The sequence below is a fragment of the Mesorhizobium sp. M7A.F.Ca.CA.001.08.2.1 genome, from assembly GCF_003998455.1.
GTDB classification, from domain to species: domain Bacteria; phylum Pseudomonadota; class Alphaproteobacteria; order Rhizobiales; family Rhizobiaceae; genus Mesorhizobium; species Mesorhizobium ciceri.
Map to the genome: position 1 here is coordinate 1 of NZ_RZPW01000602.1, position 3,915 is coordinate 3,915.

General features: G+C 63.6%; 5 protein-coding genes. All 5 read left to right on the forward strand.

Annotation, left to right across the window (positions count from 1 at the left end):
- Window positions 1-905, forward strand: a 905-nt coding sequence (groEL, locus tag EN914_RS27205; protein ID WP_127389373.1) for a chaperonin GroEL, incomplete at its 5' end; no start/stop codon positions are given.
- Window positions 906-975: 70 nt separating this feature from the next.
- The gene (locus EN914_RS27210) at window positions 976-1,203 is read left to right on the forward strand and encodes a hypothetical protein (protein ID WP_024501655.1); all 228 of its coding nucleotides are present in this window, start codon (window positions 976-978) and stop codon (window positions 1,201-1,203) included.
- A gap of 98 nt (window positions 1,204-1,301) precedes the next feature.
- Window positions 1,302-1,595, forward strand: coding sequence for a DUF982 domain-containing protein (locus EN914_RS27215; RefSeq protein ID WP_024501654.1), 294 nt, complete (start codon window positions 1,302-1,304; stop codon window positions 1,593-1,595).
- Window positions 1,596-1,930: 335 nt separating this feature from the next.
- On the forward strand, window positions 1,931-2,815 hold the full coding sequence (locus tag EN914_RS27220) for an AraC family transcriptional regulator (protein WP_013530722.1): 885 nt from the start codon (window positions 1,931-1,933) through the stop codon (window positions 2,813-2,815).
- A 247-nt stretch (window positions 2,816-3,062) separates the two neighbouring features.
- The coding region (locus EN914_RS27225; RefSeq protein ID WP_164778944.1) for a sugar ABC transporter substrate-binding protein at window positions 3,063-3,915 on the forward strand (853 nt) is incomplete at its 3' end.

Genomic DNA, 3,915 nt, shown 5'->3' on the forward strand with positions numbered 1-3,915 from the left:
CTGGCAAGCCGCTCCTGATCATCGCCGAGGATGTGGAGGGCGAGGCGCTTGCCACGCTGGTCGTCAACAAGCTGCGCGGCGGCCTCAAGGTCGCGGCCGTCAAGGCGCCGGGCTTCGGCGACCGCCGCAAGGCCATGCTGGAGGACATCGCCATTCTCACCGGCGGCACCGCGATCTCGGAAGATCTCGGCATCAAACTGGAAAATGTAACGCTGCAGATGCTGGGCCGCGCCAAGAAGGTGGTGATCGAGAAGGAAAACACCACCATCGTCGATGGTGTCGGCCGCAAGGAAGAGATCCAGGGCCGTGTCGCACAGATCAAGGCGCAGATCGAGGAGACCACCTCCGACTATGACCGCGAGAAGCTGCAGGAGCGGCTGGCCAAGCTCGCAGGCGGCGTTGCGGTGATCCGGGTCGGCGGCTCGACCGAGGTCGAGGTCAAGGAGCGCAAGGACCGTGTCGACGACGCACTGCATGCAACCCGCGCGGCCGTCGAGGAGGGCGTGCTGCCCGGCGGCGGCGTCGCCTTGCTGCGGGCGGCCAAGGCGCTCGATACCGTTCAGACCGACAATGCGGACCAGAGGACAGGTGTCGACATCGTGCGCCGTGCCATCGAAACGCCGGTCCGGCAGATCGCCGAGAATGCCGGCGCCGAAGGCTCGATCATTGTCGGCAAGCTGCGCGAGAAAAGCGAATTCGGCTGGGGCTGGAACGCCCAGACCAATGAATTCGGCGATCTCTTCGGCCAGGGCGTTATCGACCCGGCCAAGGTGGTGCGCACCGCCCTCCAGGACGCGGCATCGGTCGCCGGCCTGCTGGTGACCACGGAGGCCATGGTGGCCGAGAAGCCGAAGAAGGAAGCCGCCGCCCCGGCAATGCCCGCCGGCGCCGGCATGGACTTCTGAAGTCGCGGCCCAATCCGCCCGCTCCCCTGGCGGGGAGCGGGCGTCAGTCGAAGAGAGAGTGGAGGTAAAGATGGATGCAATGGCTGGCCTCGAATCCGTACCGGCTCCTACGCATCAAGCGAAGGAATTCCTGGCCTATGAAACAGAATGCAGGAACGTGCTGAAGCCGCTGCTGGCAGGGCTGCTCGACATGGCTGAAGCCGCCGGCTGGAACCGGCGAACCGCGGCGTCGGCACTGATGTTCCTCGCAGCGCAGCAAGTGTCGGCAACATCCGAGGTATCCGCCGGCAGCGGCTGAACGGAAATCGGCCAGTCCCTTCACCTATCCGCGGCGGGCCGTGCTTCCCGGTGTTCGGCCCGCTGCAGGCCCTGAACAATCGAGAGGAGGTACAAGCCATGAATTGCGGGCAATTCGAAGAACCGGTCACACTTCTGGTCGGAATGGGCTTTCCGAGGAAGATCGACAGCGTGATGGAAGCCTATGCACTGCTGCAGGACTGGCCGAGCGCCGGCCGCAACGGCGCCCATGCCATCGCACTCAACGCTTGCAAGGCGGGCATCGTCGGCGAAATCGATCCGGAGACGGTGCGGGCCACGCTGGTCAGCTTCGCGCGCCGCCACGACATACTGGTGCCTGACATGGTTACGCCGCTCGCGACGGTGGCGGGTGGTGCGCTGCGCACCAGCTGAACTACGATGACGGCGCTGCATCAGCGCCTGAACACGCTGTTCTTGCGATAGGCCAGGCGCCCACCGGACACGTTGGAATTCCGTTTCGGGCGGTAGTGTTCTCGTTGGTCAGTCGAGCGAACGCGTCAGCAAGACTGACCTGTTCTGCCCGAATAGCGCCTCTGAGCGCGCCCTTCCGGTTAAAAAAGTATCATCCATTGTCTTGAATCGTGGTGGCGCCTGTTGTCATGAGCCGGTACCGTGGCTCTTGAAATGCAGAGCCGAAACCAATTCGGCCGGTTTAGGGAATTGGGCCGAACGCGGCAAATATCCGTGCCGGCCGGGAGGAAACGGACATGGAACCGGACCTGGAAGTTGTCCAGATACGACGCGGGGAGTCCTTCAAGGCGTGGTCGCATGGCTACCCCTTCCATACGGTGCGCTGGCACTTCCATCCAGAATATGAACTGCATCAGGTAATCTTCACCAACGGCCGCTATTTCGTCGGCGACTTCATCGGCGAGTTCGAGCCGGGCAATCTGGTGCTGACGGGGCCGAACCTGCCGCACAATTGGGTCAGCGACATCCCCAAGGACAGCTCGATCCCGCTGCGCGGCCGCATCATTCAGTTTTCCGAAAGTTTCATCGGCGATGCCATGCATGTGCTGCCGGAGCTGGCGGGGCTTGCGGCTCTGCTCGAGGCGTCGCGGCGCGGCGTGCTGTTTTCCAACCGCACCAGCAAGGCGCTGGCGCCATTGATGGAAGAGATGATGCAGGCGCAGGGCGTGCGCCGCATCGAGCTGTTCATGATGATCGCCGGCCTGCTAAGCCGCGCCCAGGAATTCCAGCTGCTGGCCAGCGCCAGCTATCGGCCCGATCCGTCGGGCTACATGACCGCCGGCATGAACAAGGCGCTCGCCTATATCAGGGAGAACCTGACGCAGCTGTTCGACGAGGCGGATCTCGCCGCCATCGCCGGCCAGTCGACCGGGGCCTTCTCGCGCTCGTTTCGCCGCCACACCGGCATGTCGCTGGTGCAGTATGTCAAGCGGCTGCGCATCAATCTCGCCTGCCAGATCCTGATGAGCGACGAGCAGGCCTCGATCACCGACATCTGCTACGAGGTCGGCTTCAACAACCTGTCCAATTTCAACCGGCAGTTCCTGGCGGAGAAGGGCATGCCGCCCTCGCGCTTCAGGCGCCTGCTGGCCGACAACATCAACGCGGGAAAAGCCGCTTAACGGAGGAGCCAGGGAGGAACCAAGGGAGGATTTTTCTTTTGCATGACGGACGTGAGCCGCGTTGAGCGGTTCGTGATGGAGAACGCTTGTCTCGAATTCCTCCGTCGGCGGAGGACGTCGGCGCGGCTCGAAAGTCCAGCGCCGGACCCTGGTACCCCTTCAATTGGGGCGAGGGTGGATGGGTGTCTTCAGACCACCAAAGCAGTCACGACCTTCTTACAACATATCCAGAAACGGAGAAGACCGAATGACCAAACTTTCAATTTCATTGAAGTCCACTGGCAAGTCCGCCGGCATGGCAGCGCTTGCGCTGTCGCTGCTGGCAGGCACCGCCGCTATCGCCAAGGCAGCCGAAGTCACCGACGCCACCGTCGCCTTCCTGATGCCTGACCAGGCCTCGACCCGTTACGAACAGCATGATTATCCCGGCTTCGCCGCCGAGATGAAGAAGCTGTGCCCGGGCTGCAAGGTGCTCTACCAGAACGCCGATGCCGACGCCTCGCGCCAGCAGCAGCAGTTCAACTCGGTGATCTCGCAGGGCGCCAAGGCGATTGTGCTCGACCCCGTCGACTCGACCGCCGCCGCCTCGCTGGTCAAGCTGGCGCAGAGCCAGGGCATCAAGGTCATAGCCTATGACCGGCCAATCCCGACAGCGCCGGCCGACTTCTATGTCTCGTTCAACAATGAAGGCATCGGCAAGGCCATCGCCGATTCGCTGGTCGAGCACCTGAAGGCGCTGAAGGTCGATCCGGCCACCGGCGGCGTTTTACAGATCAACGGTTCGCCGACCGACGCGGCGGCCGGCCTGATCAAGAAGGGCATCCATGCCGGCCTCGACAACAGCGGCTACAAGATCCTGGCCGAATACGACACGCCGGAATGGGCGCCGCCGAAGGCGCAGCAATGGGCCGGCGGCCAGATCACCCGCTTCGGCCCGAAAATCCTCGGCGTGGTTGCCGCCAATGACGGCACCGGTGGCGGCGCCATCGCGGCCTTCAAGGCGGCCGGCGTCGATCCGGTGCCGCCGGTGACCGGCAATGACGCGACGATCGCGGCACTGCAACTGATCATCGCCGGCGACCAGTACAACACCATCTCCA